The sequence below is a fragment of the Streptomyces kronopolitis genome (assembly GCF_050953795.1).
Lineage (GTDB): Bacteria > Actinomycetota > Actinomycetes > Streptomycetales > Streptomycetaceae > Streptomyces > Streptomyces kronopolitis_A.
In genome coordinates this window covers 3749917-3767347 of record NZ_CP191850.1, presented here as the reverse complement: position 1 = coordinate 3767347, position 17431 = coordinate 3749917, and the positions used below count along the sequence as shown (strand labels likewise).

Sequence of the window (17431 nt, the reverse complement as noted above, 5' to 3'; positions counted from 1 at the left end):
CGACCCCCGCATCCCCAGCCGACAGCCCACGTGGTCTGCCTCGCCGGAGCCGAAACCCTGAGGAGGGCCTGACCCGTGAATCACACCGCCCTGCAGCTTCTCCTCGCGGGCATCGTCGTCCTCCCCCTCGTCGGCGCGCTCGCTGCGCTCCTCCCGGCGCCGCCCGGCCTCCGGGGCAAGAACCCCGACCAGGCCGTACTGCGCCACGGCGTGACCGTCACCGGTGCCGTGCTCGCCGCGGCCATCGCCCTGGCCGTCGGCTTCGACCACGCCCGGCCGGCCCGTATGCAGGCCACCACCGACATCAGCTGGATCCCCGCGCTCGACATCCGTATCCACCTCGGCGTCGACGGCATCTCGCTCCCCCTCGTCGTCCTGACCGCGCTGCTGACCTTCCTCTGCGCGCTCTACAGCTATTTCCACATGCCGGCTGGCCCGTCCCCCAAGGCATTCGTGGCCCTGCTGCTCATGCTTGAGGCCGGCACCCTCGCCACCTTCGCCGTCCTCGACCTGATGCTGTTCTTCCTCGCCTTCGAGATGGTCCTCATCCCGATGTACTTCCTCATCGCCCGCTGGGGCGGTGCGAGGCGGCAGGCGGCGGCCTGGAAGTTCATCCTCTACACGCTGCTCGGCTCCGTCGTGATGCTGCTCGGCCTCCTTCTCATCGGCATGAAGTCCGGCACCTTCGACATGGTGGCACTGGCCACTGACAACGGCCCGAAAGCCCAGCTCAGCCACACGGTCCAGCTGCTCGCGGTGCTCGCGATCGGCCTCGGACTGGCCGTCAAGTCCCCGATGTGGCCGCTGCACAGCTGGCTGCCCGACGCGCACACCGCCGCCCCCACCGTCGGCTCGGTGCTGCTGGCCGGCGTGCTGCTGAAGATGGGCACCTACGGCTTCGTACGGATCGCGCTGCCCATCACCCCCGAGGGCATGCACACCTTCGCGCCGTACCTCGCCGCGCTGGCCGCCGTCGGCATCCTCTACGGCTCGCTCGCCTGCCTGGCCCTCGTGCGCAAGGGCGCGGGCGGCGACCTCAAGCGTCTGATCGCCTACAGCTCCGTCGGCCACATGGGCTTCGTACTGCTCGGCATCGCGACCATGACGCCCACCGGCGTGAACGGCGCGCTGTTCGCCAACATCGCGCACGGCCTGATCACCGGCCTGCTCTTCTTCCTGGTCGGCGCGCTCAAGGACCGCACCGGCAGCACCGACCTCGACACCCTCGCCCGCTCCGCCGGCCGGCGCCCCGCGGCGTCCGGCGCCGCCGCGCTGCTGCCCGCCCCGTCCGGCGCCGCCCTCTACGCCCGGGCACCCCGCTTCGGCGGACTGCTCGCCTTCGGGGCCGTCGCCTCCCTGGGCATCCCCGGACTGGCCGGCTTCTGGGGCGAGATGCTCGCGATGTTCGGTGCCTTCCGGCCGGCCGCCGGCCTCAGCCGCCCCGCCTTCCTGACGTTCATGGTGATGGCCGGCCTCGGCACCCTGCTGACCGCCGCCTACCTGCTGCTCGTCGTCCGCCGTGTCTGTATGGGCGGCACCGTCGACCTGGCCGGGGCCGCCGTGCTCGGCGCCACCGACCCGGCCGCCACGAGCGACGGGAACCCGGCCGGCAAGGGCGGCGCGGCCCCGGACGGCCCGCCCGCTCCGGTCCCCGCCCTGCCCGACCTCGCGCGCTACGAATACGCGGCCTGGAGCCCCCTGGCCGTCCTCACCGTCCTCGCCGGACTGTGGCCCGCGGCCCTCCTCGGCCTCAGCGACCCGGCCGTCCAGCAGCTCCTCGGAGGCGGTAAGTGATGAGCTCGGTCCCCTCGCTGGTCCAGTCCGTGGACTGGGTCGCCCTCGCGCCGCCCACCCTCACCGCGGTCGTCGCGCTGGTGGTGCTGGTCGCCGACCTCTTCCTGCCCGCGGCCCGCAAGCCGCTGCTGGGCCTGGTCGCGACGGCGGGACTGGTGCTCGCCGGGCTCTCGCTGCTGCCGCTCCTGGGCGGCGAGCGCCGCACCTTCTGCCTGTCCGGCCACCCCGCGGTCTGCAGCTATGTGGCCGACCCGTTCACCCTGGTGATCCAGTTCCTGGTGCTCGCCGGGGCGCTGCTGACCGCGCTGCTGTCCCTGGAGTCCGTCAAGGACGGGGAGCTGCCCGCCGGCGAGTACTGGTTCCTGCTGCTGTCCTCGGCGGCCGGCGCCGCCCTGCTGCCCGCCTCCCGGGACCTGGCCACCCTCGTCATCGCCCTCGAGGTCGCCTCGCTGCCCGCCTTCGCGCTGGTCGGCCTGCGCCGCGGGGACCGCCTCTCCTCCGAGGCCGCCCTCAAGTTCTTCCTGTCCTCGGTGGCCGCCACCGCCGTGATGCTGCTCGGCGTCAGCTTCCTGTACGCGGCCACCGGCAGCCTGCACCTCTCCCGGGTGGCGCACGCCCTCACCGCCCTGCCCGACCCGCGGCTGGCCACCCTGGCGAGCGCCGGCGTCGCCCTCACCCTGGTCGGCTTCGCCTTCAAGACCGCCGCCGCCCCGTTCCACTTCTGGGTGCCGGACACCTACGTCGGCGCGCCGCTCCCCATCGCCGGCTACCTCTCCGTGGTCGGCAAGGCCGTCGGCTTCTCCGGCCTGATCCTCGTCACGGTCGAGGGCTTCCCCTCGTACGCCGGTGTCTGGGGCCCGGCGCTGGCCGTCCTCGCCGCGCTGACCATGACCGTCGGCAACGTCGCGGCCCTGCGCCAGGACCCCCGGCGCGCCCACAGCGCCGTGCGGCTGCTCGCCTGGTCCTCGGTCGGCCAGGCCGGCTACCTCCTGGTCCCGATCGCGGCGGCCGGCTCCGTCCACGACCCGGCGCACGCCATCGGCTCCACCGTCGCCTACGCCCTGATGTACGCGGCCGTGAACCTCGGCGCCTTCGCGGTCGCCGCTGTGGTGGCCCGCACCCGGCCCGCCAACCGGATCACCGACTACCGGGGCCTGTACCACCGGCGGCCCCTGGTGGCGCTCGCCCTCGGCTTCTTCCTGCTGTGCCTGGCCGGCCTGCCGCCGGGCATCATCGGCCTGTTCGCCAAGGTCACGGTGTTCTCCGCGGCCGTCGAAGCGGGCCTGGCCTGGCTCGCGGTCGTCATGGCGGTCAATGTCGTGATCGCGCTCTACTACTACCTGCAGTGGACCACGGTCCTCTTCCGGGGAGCCGAGGAGAGCGCGCCGGAGCAGGCGCCCGCGCAGGCCCCGCACCGCGCCGCGATCCCGGCCCCGCTCGCCACCGCCATCGCTCTCGCCGCCGTCCTGGGCATCGCCCTCTCCGGCGCCCCGCAGCTCGTGCTGCGCTTCGCCTCCGGGACGCTGCTCTGAGCCGGTGGCCGGCCCGCCGCACCCCGCGCACCCGCCGCCCCTGACGGCCCGCACGGCCGCCTGCCCGCCCCCGCGGGGCCCCCGCCCACGGGGCGCTTTCGGGTGCCCGGCCCGGGCCGCCGTGCGCACACCGGGGAACCAGGCCCGTTCATCCCGCGTTGACCAGTGAGTAAGGATCCACCGGAGCGTGGAGCAACGCAGCACAGGGTTCCCCTGCCGGACCGCTTGGAGGGCGCACCGTGCACCGCCGGCACAACGGGCTCAGGACCGCCGTACTCCTCGGGGGGCTGTCCGCCCTCCTGATCGTCATCGGTGGCTTCTTCGGCCGTACGGGGCTGATCATCGCCGTCCTCGTCGCCCTGGGCACCAACGCCTACGCGTACTGGAACAGCGACAAACTGGCGCTGCGGGCCATGCGCGCCCGCCCCGTCAGCGAGTTCGAGGCCCCGCAGCTGTACCGCATGGTCCGCGAGCTCTCCACCACCGCGCGCCAGCCGATGCCCCGCCTGTACCTCTCCCCGACCCAGGCGCCCAACGCCTTCGCCACCGGCCGCAACCCCCGCAACGCCGCGGTCTGCTGCACCGACGGCATCCTCCAGCTCCTCGACGAACGCGAGCTGCGCGGCGTCCTCGGCCACGAGCTGAGCCACGTCTACAACCGCGACATCCTGATCTCCTCCGTCGCGGGCGCGCTGGCCTCGGTGGTGATGTTCCTCGTCAACTTCGCCTGGCTGATCCCGGTGGGCCGCTCCGACGACGACGAGGGCCCCGGCCTCGTCGGCATGCTGCTGATCATGATCCTCGGCCCGGTCGCGGCCTCCCTCATCCAGCTCGCCGTCAGCCGCTCCCGCGAGTACGAGGCCGACGCCTCGGGCGCCCGGCTCACCGGCGACCCGCTGGCCCTGGCCTCCGCCCTGCGCAAGCTGGAGGCCGGCACCCAGCAGCTGCCGCTGCCGCCCGAACCCCGTCTGGAGACCGCCGGCCACCTGATGATCGCCAACCCGTTCCGGGCCGGCGAGGGCATGTCCCGGCTGTTCTCCACCCACCCCCCGATGCGCGAGCGCATCGCCCGCCTCGAACAGCAGGCGGGCCCCCGCCCCTGAGGTCCCGGCCGGCGCCGGGAGCGGTGGCCGTCACCCCGGAGCCGTCGCATCATGAATGCAACGATTCACCCGGCTCAGCGCGTCTAGCACGGCAGACACACTCTCCACCGTGCCCTCGGAAGGCTGCTGATCATGAAGCTCATCCTCAACGTCCTCTGGCTGGTCCTCAGCGGCTTCTGGCTGGCGATCGGCTATGTCGTCGCGGGCATCGTCTGCTGCATCCTGATCGTCACCATCCCGTTCGGCATCGCGTCCTTCCGGATCGCCGGCTACGCCCTGTGGCCCTTCGGCCGGACGACCGTCCAGCGCCACGACGCCGGCGTCGGCTCGGCGATCGGCAACATCATCTGGATCATCTTCGCGGGCTGGTGGCTGGCCCTGGGGCACATCGTCACCGGCATCGCCCTGTGCGTGACGATCATCGGCATCCCGTTCGGCATCGCGAACTTCAAGATGATCCCGATCTCCCTCATGCCGCTGGGCCGCGACATCGTCTTGACCGAAGAGCCGTTCGCGGCGCGCTGACCCGCCGCCGGACACACAGGTGGGGCGGCACGCCGAAGCGCGCCGCCCCATCCTTGTGGCACCCGGAACCGGGCTCCTAGCGGTAGTTCACGAACTGCAGCGCGAAGTCCAGGTCCTTGCCCTTCAGCAGCTGCTGCACCGCCTGCAGGTCGTCCCGGCTCTTCGAGCTGACCCGCAGTTCGTCGCCCTGCACCTGCGCCTTGACGCCCTTCGGGCCCTCATCGCGGATGATCTTGGCGACCTTCTTGGCGTTGTCCTGCGAGATCCCCTCCTCGATCGAGGCGAAGATCTTGTACTCCTTGCCCGAGGCCTGCGGCTCCCCGGCGTCCAGCGCCTTCAGCGAGATCCCGCGCTTGACCAGCTTGGACTGGAAGATGTCGAGTACGGCCTTGACCCGCTCCTCGGCGTTGGCCCGCATCTCGATCTTCTCGCCCGACCACTCGATCGACGCGCCCACGCCCTTGAAGTCGTAGCGCTGCGAGATCTCCTTGGCGGCCTGGTTGAGCGCGTTGTCGACCTCCTGCCGCTCTACCTTCGAGACGATGTCGAAACTGGAGTCGGCCATGTTGAGTTGGCTCCTCGTACGTAGATCCGTCAGGGGTACGGTCCGACCCGGACCGCCTGCCAAGCCTAGCCACCCGACCAAGATCCAGGGCTCCCGAATCGAGTGGCGGACCACCCCCGGTCATCGGGTATGGTTTACGTCGTTGCCACCGAGCACCGCCCCGGCGGAGTCTCCCGGCAGCAAACCCAGGCGGTGTGCCCGAGCGGCCAAAGGGAGCAGACTGTAAATCTGCCGGCTCAGCCTTCCCAGGTTCGAATCCTGGCGCCGCCACAGGGAAACGCAAAGGGCCCCTGGCTTGTGAGATCACAAGCCAGGGGCCCTTTGCGATATGCGTCGACCTGACCGGGCACCAACGCCCCGCCGCCACACCGTTCCGCACGGCACCCCCGCACGGCTTCCCCGCACGGCGGACGCGGGACGCCGCCCCGGTCCGCCGCGCGGAGGCCGCTTCTCAGCCCCCGGCCGCCGCCCGTACCGCGTCCTTCACGGGGACCTCGCCGCCGATCAGCTCCAGCGTCCGCCCGATGGTGCCCGGTTCGTCGAGCAGGGCCGCCAGGACGGCGGCCACGTCGTCACGGGACACCTCGTCCCGGCCGGTGGACTCGCCGAGCCGCACCAGGTCCGTCCCGGGATCGTCGGTCAGCCGGCCCGGCCGCAGGATCGTCCAGTCCAGGCCGGCGCGGGCCCGTACGTCCGCGTCCGCGGCGCCCTTCGCCCGCAGATACGCCGCGAAGACCGGATCGGTGCCCTCCGGCGGCTCACGGTCCGCGCCCATCGAGGAGACGACGAGGAAGCGCCTAACGCCCGCCGCCTCGGCCGCGTCCGCGAAGAGCGCCGCCGCGCCCCGGTCCACCGTGTCCTTGCGCCCGACGCCGCTGCCCGGGCCCGCGCCCGCCGCGAAGACGGCCGCGTCCACCCCCTCCATGTGCCGGGCGACATCCTCCACCGACGCCGACTCCAGGTCGCAGACCACCGGTTCGGCTCCCGCGGCCAGCAGGTCGCCGGCCTGTTCCGGCCGGCGGATGATGCCCGCGACCTCGTCCCCGCGCTTGGCGAGCAACCGCTCCAGCCGCAGCGCGATCTGACCATGTCCACCTGCGATGACAATGCGCATGATCCCGACCGTACGCCGAAGGGCCGCCGCGCGGTGCGGGACCGGCCGGGCGGCCGCCGCCTTCCCGCCCCCGCGGCGCAGCGCCGCCGCTCAGCGCTGCGACTGCCGCGGCAGCTCCAGCGCCACCTCCGCCGCCGAGTCGCAGTACTCGCGTACCGCGCTGGTGCGGGCGACCACCCGCCCGCGGTGGATCACGATCCGGCTGTACGCCAGCGAGAGCACCCCGGCGATCCGCTCCCCGCGCACCGCCAGCAGCTCCGCGGGGAAGCCCGCCTCGACCCGCACCTCCGGCAGGTTCAGCGTCGCCCGCGCCGCCGAACTCACCGTCCCGTAGGCCGCCTCGGGCGTGGCCTCCCCCAGGGACGCCAGGAGATACGCGGCCTCCAGGGGGTCGCCCCGCCCCACCGGGTTCGCCACGTCCCGCAGCGCCCCGCTGCCCGCCGCCACCCGGACTCCGGCCGCCCGCAGCAACCGCACCGGCGCCGGCCGCGCCACCCGCGAGCCGTGCCGCTCCAGGCCCGCGCAGTCGCCCTGCGGCAGGCACACGACGGCGACCCCGGCGGCCGCCAACTGCTCGGCGACCCGCGCCGCCACGCTCCGCGGCATCCGCGCCATCCCCGCACACGGCCCGAGTGCGACCCCCGGCCGCAGCCCGCCCGCCATCGCCGCGATCCGCGCCAGCCGCGCCGGATCGGCGCCGTCGGTGTGCAGGTCCACCGGACAGCCGTGCTCGCCCGCGAGCTCCAGGACCGTCTCGACGTACCCGGCGGGGTCGGGGTCGAGGTCGGGGCAGCCGCCGATGACCGAGGCGCCCATCTTCACCGCGTCCCGCAGCATCGCCAGCCCGTCCGCGCCGGCCACCCCGGTCAGCACCCGCGGCACCGCCACCGCCGCCAGATCGGCCAGCCCGCGCAGCGACCTGCGGGCCTGCAGCACGGCCTCCAGCGAGCGCAGGCCCTGGACGTCGCCGATCCTGACGTGGCTGCGCGAGGCGGTGGCGCCGTGTCCCAGCTGGAGCAGCGCGGCCTCGGTGGTCCGCCGCTGGACGTCCTCGGCCGAGCCGGACACGGGGCCGTCGCGGTCCGCGGTCAGCGCGGTGTCGCAGTGCGCGTGGGGCTCGACGGGGGAGGGGAGCAGGAGGTAGCCGGCGAGGTCGACGCGGGCGCCCTGCGGGGCGAGGCTGCCGGCCGTCCCGACGGCCTCGATGCGGCCACCGCCGAGCCGCACGTCCACCGTCCGGCCGTCGGCGAGCCGGGCACCGCACAGCACCAGCGCGCCGCTGTCCGGCCTGGCGTACCGGCCGGCGCCGCCGGGCTTTCCCGGCTGGGGCTGCGGCGAACTGCTGTCGGACATCGCGCTCCTCGAAAGCACCGGCGTGCAAGATCACGCAGCGTTCTCCCGAGCCTAGGACGCCGCCGGGAGAGCGGTGCGCAGGCGCGAAATAGTCGTACCGGTGTGGTGCCCGGGGCACTTGGGGCACGGCCCGGATACGGATTTCACGTTTGGCGGCGGGCCGTGTAATGTCTTCATCGCTCGCCCCAATAGCTCAGTCGGCAGAGCGTCTCCATGGTAAGGAGAAGGTCTACGGTTCGATTCCGTATTGGGGCTCTGATGTGTGAGGTTCCCGTCTTCGGGCGGGATCCCCTCGCATCGCAGCGGTGTAGCTCAGTCGGTAGAGCAAGCGGCTCATAATCGCTGTGTCACCGGTTCAAGTCCGGTCACCGCTACTGACAGTAGCCGATTGTGGGGTCGGTCCTCCGATCGGCTACTCTTTTATGCGTTAATCCGACCACCCGTCCGTCCAAGGAGCACTCACGTGGCTGCCACCGACGTCCGCCCGAAGATCACGCTGGCCTGCGTGGAGTGCAAGGAGCGGAACTACATCACCAAGAAGAACCGGCGTAACGACCCGGACCGTCTTGAGATGAAGAAGCACTGCCCCCGTTGCAACTCGCACACCGCGCACCGCGAGACGCGATAACACAGGCTCGTTCGTGAGGCCGTCCCCATTCGTGGGGGCGGCCTCACGGCGTTATCACCATCAGTACAGGGAGGTTGCGAGCCCATGGCGCTCGACCAGTCATTTGTGGGACGCACGTACCCGCCCACCGACCCGTACGAGGTCGGCCGGGAAAAGATCCGCGAATTCGCCGAGGCCATCGGTGACAGCAACCCCGCCTACACCGACGCCGAAGCGGCGAAGGCGCTCGGGTACTGCGATGTGATCGCGCCGCCAACCTTCGTGTTCGCGATCACCTTCAAGGCCGCGGGACAGGTCATCGAGGACCCGCAACTCGGGCTGGACTACAGCCGGGTGGTGCACGGCGACCAGAAGTTCGCCTACACCCGGCCGGTGCGCAGCGGGGACCGGCTGAGCGTCACCTCCACCATCGAGGCCATCAAGTCCATGGCGGGCAACGACATCATCGACATCCGCGGCGAGGTGCACGACGAGGCCGGCGAGCACGTCGTGACCGCGTTCACCAAGCTGGTGGCCCGCGCCGACCGGGAGGCCTGAGATGACCGCCAAGATTTCCTACGACGAGGTCGAGGTCGGCACCGAACTCCCGGCGCAGACCTTCCCCGTGAGCCGCGCCACGCTCGTGCGGTACGCGGGCGCCTCCGGTGACTTCAACCCGATCCACTGGAACGAGAAGTTCGCCAAGGAGGTCGGGCTGCCGGACGTCATCGCCCACGGCATGTTCACCATGGCCGAGGCGATCCGCGTGGTCACCGACTGGGCCGGCGACCCCGGCGCGGTCGCCGAGTACGGCGTGCGCTTCACCAAGCCGGTGGTCGTCCCCAACGACGAGACCGGCGCGCTGATCGAGGTCAGCGCCAAGGTCGCCGCCAAGCTGGACGACGACGACCGTACGGTCCGGGTCGATCTCACCGCGATGAGCGCGGGCCAGAAGGTGCTGGGCATGTCCCGCGCCGTGGTCCGCCTCGCCTGAGCCGGCGCCGTCCGGGGGCGGCCGGCCGAGGACGCCGGGGCCGCCCCCGTACCCTTGGGCGCGTGCAGGAACTCCATGACGCGCCCCTCGCCCCGCTGACCACCTTCCGCCTCGGCGGACCGGCCACCCGCCTCGTCACGGCCACCACCGACGACGAGGTGATCGCGGCCGTCCGCGCGGCCGACGCGGCCGGGGACCCGCTGCTGATCATCGGCGGCGGCAGCAACCTCGTCATCGGCGACAAGGGCTTCGACGGTACGGCCCTGCGCATCGCCACCCGGGGCTTCGCACTCGACGGCACGACCCTCACCCTCGCCGCCGGCGAGAACTGGTCCGAGGCGGTCGCCCGTACGGTCGAGGCCGGGCTGGCCGGCGTGGAGTGCCTGGCCGGCATCCCCGGCTCGGCGGGCGCCACCCCGATCCAGAACGTGGGCGCGTACGGCCAGGAGGTCTCCACCACGATCACCGAGGTCGTCGCCTACGACCGCCGGGCCGGCGAGACCGTCACGATCCCGGGCGCGGAGTGCGGCTTCTCCTACCGCCACAGCCGCTTCAAGGAGCACCCCGACCGGTTCGTCGTGCTGCGCGTGCGCTTCGCCCTGGAGGACGCCGGGGGGCTGTCCGCGCCCCTGAAGTACCCCGAGACCGCCCGCGCCCTCGGCGTCGGGGCCGGTGACCGGGTCCCGGCCGCCGCCGCCCGTACGACCGTGCTGGCGCTGCGCGCCGGCAAGGGCATGGTGCTGGACCCCGCCGACCACGACACCTGGTCGGCCGGCTCCTTCTTCACCAACCCGATCCTCACCGAGGCCGAGCACGCCGCCTTCCTCCGGCGGGTCCGGGACCGGCTCGGCCCCGAGACCGCCCCGCCCGCCTTCCCGGCCGGTGAGGGCCTGGTCAAGACCTCCGCCGCCTGGCTGATCGACCGGGCCGGCTTCACCAAGGGCTACGGCAGCGGCCCGGCCCGCATCTCCACCAAGCACACCCTCGCGCTCACCAACCGCGGGCAGGCCACCACCGAGGACCTGCTCGCCCTGGCCCGTGAGGTCCGCGACGGGGTCCACGCGGCCTTCGGCGTCACGCTCGTCAACGAACCGGTCACGGTCGGCGTCAGCCTCTAGGCTCTGCCGTTCGGATCAGGCCGCCGCACCCGGCTCGGCCAGCCAGGCGTCGATCCCCGCCAGCAGCCGCTGCTTCTCGTCCTGCGGGGCGCACGAGCCGCGGACCGACTGGCGGGCCAGCTCGGCGAGTTCGGCATCGGTGAAGTCGTGCACGCCGCGGGCGATCTCGTACTGCGCGGCCAGCCGCGACCCGAACAGCAGCGGGTCGTCGGCGCCCAGCGCCATCGGCACGCCCGCGTCGAACAGCGTCCGCAGCGGCACGTCCTCCGGCTTCTCGTAGACCCCCAGCGCCACATTCGACGACGGGCACACCTCGCAGGTCACCCCGCGCGCGGCCAGCCGGCGCAGCAGCGCGGGGTCCTCCGCGGCCCGGACGCCGTGCCCCACCCGGCCGGCGTGCAGATCGTCCAGACAGTCGCGGACGCTGGCCGGCCCCGACAGCTCCCCGCCGTGCGGCGCCGCCAGCAGACCGCCCTCGCGCGCGATCGCGAAGGCGCGGTCGAAGTCCCGGGCGAATCCCCGGCGTTCGTCGTTGGACAGCCCGAAGCCGATCACTCCGTGGTCGGCGTAGCGCACCGCGAGCCGGGCCAGCGTGCGGGCGTCCAGCGGGTGCTTCATGCGGTTCGCGGCGACCAGCACGCGGATGCCGAGCCCGGTGTCCCGCGACGCGCCGCGCACCGCGTCCAGAATGATCTCCAGGGCCGGGATCAGCCCGCCCAGCCGCGGTGCGTACGAGGTCGGGTCGACCTGGATCTCCAGCCACCGCGACCCGTCGCGGACGTCCTCCTCGGCGGCCTCGCGCACCAGCCGCTGGATGTCCTCGGGCTCCCGCAGGCACGACCGTGCGAGGTCGTACAGCCGCTGGAAGCGGAACCAGCCGCGCTCGTCCGTGGCGCGCAGCCGGGGCGGCTCACCGCCGCGCAGCGCCTCCGGCAGATGGACGCCGTACTTGTCGGCGAGCTCCAGCAGGGTGGCGGGCCGCATCGAACCGGTGAAATGCAGGTGCAGATGGGCCTTCGGCAGCTGGCGCAGGTCTCGAATGGCGGCTCCGCCGCGGGCACGAACGCTCTCCATCCCAAGATCTTGCCGCATGGGACCGGCGCGCCGGTAGGGCCTTTCCCGAAGGGGTGTCCGGGAGAACGGACGAGCGGGCGCCGGGACGGTGTCCCGGCGCCCGCTCACGGCATGCGGGTATCCCAGGTGCCGGCAGTCCTTCAGGGGCTACTTGGCCTCCGCCAGCAGCTTCTGCAGCCGCGACACGCCCTCGACCAGGTCCTCGTCGCCCAGTGCGTAGGAAAGCCGCAGGTAGCCGGGGGTGCCGAAGGCCTCACCCGGGACGACGGCGACCTCCGCCTCCTCCAGGATCAGCCCGGCCAGCTCGACGCTGGTCTGCGGGCGCTTGCCGCGGATCTCCTTGCCCAGCAGCTCCTTGACCGACGGGTACGCGTAGAACGCGCCCTCCGGCTCGGGGCACAGCACGCCGTCGATCTCGTTGAGCATCCGCACGATGGTGCGACGGCGGCGGTCGAAGGCGACCTTCATCTCCTCGACGGCCGTCAGATCGCCGGAGACCGCCGCGATGGCCGCGGCCTGGGCGACGTTGGAGACGTTGGACGTGGCGTGCGACTGGAGGTTCGCCGCGGCCTTGATGACGTCCTTGGGACCGATCGCCCAGCCCACCCGCCAGCCGGTCATCGCGTAGGTCTTCGCCACGCCGTTGACGATGATGCACTTGTCGCGCAGCTCGGGCACGACCACCGGCAGCGACGAGAACTCGGCGTCGCCGTAGACCAGGTGCTCGTAGATCTCGTCGGTCAGCACCCACAGGCCGTGCTCGGCGGCCCAGCGGCCGACCGCCTCGACCTGCTCGCGGGTGTAGACCGCGCCGGTCGGGTTCGACGGCGAGACGAACAGCAGCACCTTGGTGCGGTCCGTGCGGGCGGCCTCCAGCTGCTCCACGGTCACGCGGTAGCCGGTGGTCTCGTCGGCGACCACGTCGACCGGCACACCGCCGGCGAGACGGATCGACTCGGGGTAGGTGGTCCAGTACGGCGCCGGGACGATGACCTCGTCGCCCGGGTCGAGGATCGCTGCGAACGCCTCGTAGATCGCCTGCTTGCCACCGTTCGTCACCAGGACGTTCGCGGCCTCGATCTCGTAGCCGGAGTCGCGCAGCGTCTTCGCGGCGATCGCGGTCTTCAGCTCGGGCAGGCCGCCTGCCGGGGTGTAGCGGTGGTACTTCGGGTTGCGGCAGGCCTCGACGGCCGCCTCGACGATGTAGTCGGGCGTGGGGAAGTCGGGCTCACCGGCGCCGAAGCCGATCACCGGACGTCCGGCGGCCTTGAGGGCCTTCGCCTTGGCGTCGACGGCGAGGGTCGCCGACTCGGAGATCGAACCGACGCGGGCCGAGACCCGGCGTTCGGTGGGGGACGATGCGGAAGGGGTTGCAGCGCTCATACATGCATCGTTGCAGACCCCCGACGAGCCCGGCACACGGGTTTGCGGGCACCACCCGCATGGATCGTGTTCGACGCCCGGCCCCGAAGCACGTACACTCGCTGACCGTTGGCTCCCAACAGGTCGCCGCGGGACATGCACCAGGTGCAGTCGCCCGTATGCGGTAGGTTGGGGGAACCACAAAGGGTCGTAGCTCAATTGGTAGAGCACTGGTCTCCAAAACCAGCGGTTGGGGGTTCAAGTCCCTCCGGCCCTGCTACACGCACTCTCCACCACGGTGCGTGCACGCGTACGTAGGAAATGCACCGCCGTGCGGCAGGGCAGGGCGCGGCACGGCCACGATCCGGATTCAGGTGAGGACGAGTGACGGACGCCCTGGGCTCCATCGACATGCCTGAGCGCGGTCATTCCGAGGACGACACCGCGGATTCCCAGAAGAAGCCCCGTCGCGGCGGCAAGCGCGGCAAGAAGGGCCCTTTCGCGCGGCTCGCGCTTTTCTACCGCCAGATCGTGGCGGAGCTCCGCAAGGTCGTCTGGCCGACGCGCAGCCAGCTGTCGACGTACACCAGTGTGGTGATCGTCTTCGTTGTCATCATCATCGGTCTCGTAACCGTGATTGACTTGGGAATCAACCGAGTCGTCGGGTACGTCTTCGGCTGATCCCGCGGAGGGCGCCTCAGCGGGCGCCCGTTTCGCATGTTCAACCCCTTGAAGCCAGGAAGAAGCAGCCACCGTGTCTGACCCGAACCTGAACGACGCCGCCGACTCCGCCGAAACGGCAGCGGCCGACGTGGACGCGGCCGCCTCGGCCGAGGTCGAGGGCGACGACACCGCGCGTGACATCGTCGAGAACGCCGACGCGGTCGACGAGGTCGACGCCGAGGACGCCGCCGGTGAGCCCGCCGAAGAGGCCGCGGTGCACGTCGAGGAGGACGCCGAGGCCACCGCCGAGGTCGCCGAGGACGAGGAGCAGGAGCCGGTCGACCCGATCGCCGCCCTCCGCGAGGAACTCCGCGGCCTGCCCGGTGAGTGGTACGTCATCCACACCTACGCGGGCTACGAGAACCGCGTGAAGACCAACCTCGAACAGCGTGCCGTCTCGCTGAACGTCGAGGACTTCATCTTCCAGGCCGAGGTGCCGCAGGAAGAGGTCGCCCAGATCAAGAACGGCGAGCGCAAGACCATCCGCCAGAACAAGCTCCCGGGCTACGTTCTCGTGCGCATGGACCTGACGAACGAGTCCTGGGGCGTCGTCCGCAACACCCCGGGTGTCACCGGCTTCGTCGGCAACGCCTACGACCCCTACCCGCTGACGCTGGACGAGATCGTCAAGATGCTCGCCCCGGAGGCCGAGGAGAAGGCCGCCAAGGAGGCCGCCGCGGCCGAGGGTAAGCCGGCGCCGTCCCGCAAGGTCGAGGTCCAGGTGCTGGACTTCGAGGTGGGCGACTCCGTCACCGTCACCGACGGCCCGTTCGCGACGCTGCAGGCGACGATCAACGAGATCAACGCCGACTCGAAGAAGGTCAAGGGCCTCGTCGAGATCTTCGGCCGCGAGACCCCGGTCGAGCTGAGCTTCGACCAGATCCAGAAGAACTAGGTTCTTCCGGACCACCAGCCAAACCGACCAGGTCAGACGGGCTCACAGCCGGTCTGACCTGCTCGGTTTTTGGCCGCACGACGATACCCGTTATCGTGGTGCGGTATGCCTCCATCCGGATGACCGGATGGCCAGGCGAAACACCTCTCACTAGGACCCGGAGAGAGCATGCCTCCCAAGAAGAAGAAGGTCACGGGGCTTATCAAGCTCCAGATCCAGGCCGGTGCCGCAAACCCGGCTCCGCCGGTCGGCCCCGCGCTGGGTCAGCACGGCGTCAACATCATGGAGTTCTGCAAGGCCTACAACGCCGCGACCGAGTCGCAGCGTGGCATGGTCGTGCCGGTGGAGATCACGGTCTACGAAGACCGTTCCTTCACCTTCATCACCAAGACTCCGCCGGCCGCGAAGCTGATCCTGAAGGCCGCGGGCGTGGAGAAGGGCTCCGGCGAGCCGCACAAGACCAAGGTCGCCAAGATCACCCGCGACCAGGTCCGCGAGATCGCCACCACCAAGATGCCCGACCTGAACGCCAACGACCTGGACGCCGCCGAGAAGATCATCGCCGGCACCGCCCGTTCCATGGGCGTCACGGTCGAGGGCTGATCCTCAGCCCCTCACGGCACCCCGTGGCAGGACCAGGCGCTGGTCCGCACCACGACTCCACCCCACTGCACCAGGAGCAGAAGTGAAGCGCAGCAAGACTCTTCGCAACGCGGACGCGAAGATCGACCGGGAGCGCGTGTACGCCCCCCTCGAGGCCGTCCGTCTCGCCAAGGAGACCACCTCCGTCAAGTTCGACGCGACCGTCGAGGTCGCCATGCGTCTGGGCGTTGACCCGCGCAAGGCCGACCAGATGGTCCGTGGCACCGTGAACCTCCCGCACGGCACCGGTAAGACCGCCCGGGTCCTGGTCTTCGCGACCGGTGACCGTGCTGCGGCCGCGGAAGCCGCCGGCGCCGACATCGTCGGCTCGGACGAACTGATCGACGAGGTCTCCAAGGGCCGTCTGGACTTCGACGCCGTCGTCGCCACCCCGGACCTCATGGGCAAGGTCGGCCGCCTCGGCCGCGTGCTCGGTCCCCGTGGTCTGATGCCGAACCCGAAGACCGGCACCGTCACCCCGGATGTCGCCAAGGCTGTCACCGACATCAAGGGCGGCAAGATCGAGTTCCGCGTGGACAAGCACGCGAACCTCCACTTCATCATCGGCAAGGTCTCCTTCGACGAGACCAAGCTGGTGGAGAACTACGCCGCGGCGCTCGAGGAGATCAACCGCCTCAAGCCGTCCGCCGCGAAGGGCCGCTACATCAAGAAGGCGACCGTCACCACCACGATGGGCCCCGGCATCCCGCTGGACGCCAACCGCACCCGCAACCTCCTCGTCGAGGACGACGCCGTCTGATCTCCTCGATCAGCGCCTCGTAGCGCGTGATGTTTCACGTCAGGCCCCGTCTCCCCTCCGGGAGGGACGGGGCCTGACGCATGCGCTGTCGGTGCCCTGCATTACAGTCGCCCCGAGGTCCATAAAGATGATCTAAAGGGGGAGCCTCACATGCGGAGCACGCGTATAGCCGCCGCCGTGGCGGGTGCGGTGATGTTGGTCGGCAGCCTGAGCGCCTGTAACGACGACGGTGGCAAGGCGGCCGGCAGCGGCAGCGGCAGCGGTGGGAGCAGCGACGCAGCGGGCGGCAAGCAGGACCCGGCACAGAACCCGGTGGACGCGCTGAAGGCCGCCCAGGAGGCGACCTCCGGCAAGAAGACCGCGCAGATCGACGGCACCACCGACACGACCACGCCCCGCGGCCGGATGAAGCAGTCCATCAAGGGCGGGCTGGACTGGACGCACGGCATGCAGATGAACGTGTCGAACACCGTGAGCGGCGGGGGCGGCCCCGGCAAGCCGATCAAGGCGATCTACACCAAGGACGCCGTGTACATGAACATGAGCGCCGTCATGCCGGGCATGGGCGGCAAGCCCTGGATGAAGTACTCGTACGAGGCGCTGTCGAAGGGGCTGGGCGGCTCGGGCACGCTCTTCCAGGACGTCCTGCAGAACGCCGACCCGAGCCAGCCGATCGAGCTGCTGATCGCCTCCGGCACGGCCAAGGCCGTCGGCAAGGAGAGCGTGAACGGCGTCCGGGCCACGCACTACACCGGCACCGTCACGATGGATCAGCTGAGCGACAAGGCCGGCAAGTCGGTCCGGGACCTCGTCCAGAAGCAGCTCGCGAAGGGCGGCGCGAAGAGCGAGCAGCTCGACGTCTGGATCGACGACCACAACCTGCTGGTCAAGAAGGTGGAGAAGCTCGGCGGCAAGCAGCCGAGCAGCTCCACGGCGCTCTTCTCGGACTACGGCGCCACGGTCGACCTGACCCCGCCGCCGGCCGGCCGGACGGCCACCGCACCCGGCGCCTGACCGGCTCCACCGCGCGTGCGCCGGCCCGGGCGGGGGCCCTCCGAGGTCCCCCGCCCGGGCCGATTTGCCTGACCGCGGTCGGCTCCCGTATCTTTTCCCGGAAGCCAAAGACCGCTGGTTGTCTCTGTGCGTCCGGATTCCGGGCGCGCGGTGGCCGAAGGATCCGCTAGCTGCGGACGGCCTGCGCAGGTGTGTATGGATGAACTCCCGGACGGATTTCCGTACGGTCGAGTACGCCCCGTGCGCCTGCGCCGGG

The 17431-nt window shown here is 71.2% G+C and carries 18 protein-coding genes and 4 tRNA genes; 17 read left to right on the top strand and 5 right to left on the bottom strand.

Going from position 1 to position 17431, the window contains the following annotated elements; genetic code table 11:
* Positions 1-75 precede the first annotated feature (75 nt).
* From ACQP17_RS16545 to ACQP17_RS16530, 4 genes are all read left to right on the top strand, one after another.
* On the top strand, positions 76-1794 hold the full coding sequence (locus ACQP17_RS16545; RefSeq protein ID WP_433856977.1) for a complex I subunit 4 family protein: 1719 nt from the start codon (positions 76-78) through the stop codon (positions 1792-1794).
* Positions 1794-3326: an NADH-quinone oxidoreductase subunit N gene (locus ACQP17_RS16540; RefSeq protein WP_433856976.1), complete on the top strand. Its 1533-nt coding sequence runs from the start codon at positions 1794-1796 to the stop codon at positions 3324-3326. Before ACQP17_RS16545 ends, ACQP17_RS16540 begins: the two co-directional genes overlap by 1 nt.
* 239 nt (positions 3327-3565) lie before the next feature.
* Positions 3566-4429: a zinc metalloprotease HtpX gene (gene htpX, locus ACQP17_RS16535; protein ID WP_364880253.1), complete on the top strand. Its 864-nt coding sequence runs from the start codon at positions 3566-3568 to the stop codon at positions 4427-4429.
* A gap of 132 nt (positions 4430-4561) precedes the next feature.
* Positions 4562-4954, top strand: a complete 393-nt coding sequence (locus tag ACQP17_RS16530) for a YccF domain-containing protein (protein ID WP_433856975.1) — start codon at positions 4562-4564, stop codon at positions 4952-4954.
* 76 nt (positions 4955-5030) lie between these two features.
* On the opposite strand, the gene ACQP17_RS16525 is transcribed toward ACQP17_RS16530, so the two are convergent.
* Positions 5031-5519 (bottom strand): YajQ family cyclic di-GMP-binding protein, encoded by a 489-nt coding sequence (locus tag ACQP17_RS16525; RefSeq protein WP_018090929.1) that lies wholly within the window; start codon positions 5517-5519, stop codon positions 5031-5033.
* 188 nt (positions 5520-5707) lie between these two features.
* Between ACQP17_RS16525 and ACQP17_RS16520 the strand changes: the two genes are divergently transcribed.
* Positions 5708-5789: transfer RNA gene (locus tag ACQP17_RS16520), tRNA-Tyr, on the top strand.
* Between the two features lie 181 nt (positions 5790-5970).
* Here the strand turns inward: ACQP17_RS16520 and ACQP17_RS16515 are convergent.
* Together ACQP17_RS16515 and ACQP17_RS16510 are read right to left on the bottom strand one after the other, a co-directional pair.
* Complete coding sequence (locus tag ACQP17_RS16515) at positions 5971-6633, bottom strand: SDR family oxidoreductase (RefSeq protein WP_433856974.1); 663 nt, start codon at positions 6631-6633, stop codon at positions 5971-5973.
* Positions 6634-6723: 90 nt separating this feature from the next.
* Positions 6724-7986 carry an amidohydrolase family protein gene (locus tag ACQP17_RS16510; RefSeq protein WP_433856973.1) on the bottom strand — a complete coding sequence of 421 codons (1263 nt, stop codon included), beginning with the start codon at positions 7984-7986 and terminating at the stop codon, positions 6724-6726.
* Between the two features lie 182 nt (positions 7987-8168).
* On the opposite strand from ACQP17_RS16510, the gene ACQP17_RS16505 reads away from it, so the two are divergent.
* The 6 genes from ACQP17_RS16505 (at position 8169) to ACQP17_RS16480 (ending at position 10705) form a co-directional block, all read left to right on the top strand.
* A tRNA-Thr gene (locus tag ACQP17_RS16505) sits at positions 8169-8241 on the top strand.
* Positions 8242-8287: 46 nt separating this feature from the next.
* A tRNA-Met gene (locus ACQP17_RS16500) sits at positions 8288-8360 on the top strand.
* Between the two features lie 89 nt (positions 8361-8449).
* Positions 8450-8614, top strand: a complete 165-nt coding sequence (gene rpmG / locus ACQP17_RS16495; RefSeq protein ID WP_006604855.1) for a 50S ribosomal protein L33 — start codon at positions 8450-8452, stop codon at positions 8612-8614.
* 84 nt (positions 8615-8698) lie between these two features.
* Positions 8699-9151 (top strand): MaoC family dehydratase N-terminal domain-containing protein, encoded by a 453-nt coding sequence (locus ACQP17_RS16490; protein WP_189101133.1) that lies wholly within the window; start codon positions 8699-8701, stop codon positions 9149-9151.
* Position 9152: 1 nt separating this feature from the next.
* Positions 9153-9587 carry a MaoC family dehydratase gene (locus tag ACQP17_RS16485; RefSeq protein ID WP_006604857.1) on the top strand — a complete coding sequence of 145 codons (435 nt, stop codon included), beginning with the start codon at positions 9153-9155 and terminating at the stop codon, positions 9585-9587.
* A gap of 62 nt (positions 9588-9649) precedes the next feature.
* Positions 9650-10705: a UDP-N-acetylmuramate dehydrogenase gene (locus tag ACQP17_RS16480; RefSeq protein WP_433856972.1), complete on the top strand. Its 1056-nt coding sequence runs from the start codon at positions 9650-9652 to the stop codon at positions 10703-10705.
* A 15-nt stretch (positions 10706-10720) separates the two neighbouring features.
* Here the strand turns inward: ACQP17_RS16480 and ACQP17_RS16475 are convergent, their stop codons facing one another.
* Together ACQP17_RS16475 and ACQP17_RS16470 are read right to left on the bottom strand one after the other, a co-directional pair.
* Positions 10721-11779, bottom strand: a complete 1059-nt coding sequence (locus ACQP17_RS16475; RefSeq protein ID WP_433856971.1) for an adenosine deaminase — start codon at positions 11777-11779, stop codon at positions 10721-10723.
* 147 nt (positions 11780-11926) lie between these two features.
* The gene (locus tag ACQP17_RS16470) at positions 11927-13162 is read right to left on the bottom strand and encodes a pyridoxal phosphate-dependent aminotransferase (protein ID WP_364880241.1); all 1236 of its coding nucleotides are present in this window, start codon (positions 13160-13162) and stop codon (positions 11927-11929) included.
* Positions 13163-13345: 183 nt separating this feature from the next.
* Here ACQP17_RS16470 and ACQP17_RS16465 point away from each other — a divergent pair.
* The 6 genes from ACQP17_RS16465 (at position 13346) to ACQP17_RS16440 (ending at position 17175) form a co-directional block, all read left to right on the top strand.
* Positions 13346-13418, top strand: a tRNA-Trp gene (locus tag ACQP17_RS16465).
* A 107-nt stretch (positions 13419-13525) separates the two neighbouring features.
* Positions 13526-13822: a preprotein translocase subunit SecE gene (gene secE / locus ACQP17_RS16460; RefSeq protein ID WP_189101125.1), complete on the top strand. Its 297-nt coding sequence runs from the start codon at positions 13526-13528 to the stop codon at positions 13820-13822.
* Positions 13823-13895: 73 nt separating this feature from the next.
* Positions 13896-14759, top strand: coding sequence for a transcription termination/antitermination protein NusG (gene nusG, locus ACQP17_RS16455; RefSeq protein WP_433856970.1), 864 nt, complete (start codon positions 13896-13898; stop codon positions 14757-14759).
* Positions 14760-14927: 168 nt separating this feature from the next.
* Entirely contained in the window at positions 14928-15362 is a 435-nt protein-coding gene (rplK, locus tag ACQP17_RS16450; RefSeq protein WP_083105792.1) for a 50S ribosomal protein L11, read from the top strand.
* Positions 15363-15444: 82 nt separating this feature from the next.
* Positions 15445-16161, top strand: coding sequence for a 50S ribosomal protein L1 (gene rplA, locus ACQP17_RS16445; protein WP_433856969.1), 717 nt, complete (start codon positions 15445-15447; stop codon positions 16159-16161).
* A 150-nt stretch (positions 16162-16311) separates the two neighbouring features.
* Positions 16312-17175, top strand: a complete 864-nt coding sequence (locus tag ACQP17_RS16440) for a hypothetical protein (protein WP_433856968.1) — start codon at positions 16312-16314, stop codon at positions 17173-17175.
* Positions 17176-17431 lie beyond the last annotated feature (256 nt).